Source organism: Yeguia hominis (assembly GCF_014384705.1).
Taxonomy (GTDB): Bacteria; Bacillota; Clostridia; order Oscillospirales; family Acutalibacteraceae; genus Yeguia; species Yeguia hominis.
Window position 1 is genome coordinate 1 of record NZ_JACRSN010000064.1, and the last position, 627, is coordinate 627.

Consider the following 627-nt stretch of genomic DNA (forward strand, 5'->3'; position numbering starts at 1 on the left):
CGGCGGAAAAACAAACGCGTATTATAACCGCACGACCGGAGAAATTGTCGTTGCGCTGGACGCAAAAGACGGCGCGTATTTATACTGGGCGGGACATGAGCTGACGCACAAGATGCGGCGGTGGAGTCCGGCCCGGTACGCGGAGCTGCGGGATTTTGTGCTTTCGGAGCTTGAAAAAACAGATTCCGAATTTGACCTTGAGCGCCGAATCCGGGAAATTCAGCGGATGCATAAGGCCCGCGGCGAGACGCTTTCCCGCGCGGATGCGGTGGAGGAAATCGTCGCAAACAGTGTGGGGACGGTGTTTTCTGACGAGACAGCTGTGCGCACCTTCGCCCAGGAACACAAAACCACCATGCAAAAGCTTGCACAGTGGTTTGATGAGTTTATACAGGCGCTGAAAGAAACCGTGCAGCGCGTATCCGGGCGGCTGCCGGAGGCTGCAAAAATTCAGAAAAACCTCGATCTTCTGGAACAAATCCGCGACACGGCATACCGCGCGCTGGAGGAGATGGAGGGGGTCAATGCTGGGGAAGTGTCCGGCAGGAAGAAATTCAGTTTGAACAGCCCGGATTTTCAAAAACAATTTGAAAAAGATGTTGACGCGGTATTAAACGGAACCTACAA

1 protein-coding gene is annotated in these 627 nt (G+C 53.9%); it reads left to right on the plus strand.

The window, feature by feature from the left end:
* Positions 1–627: hypothetical protein (locus IAG03_RS14115; protein WP_249320752.1), on the plus strand; the 627-nt coding region annotated here is incomplete at both ends.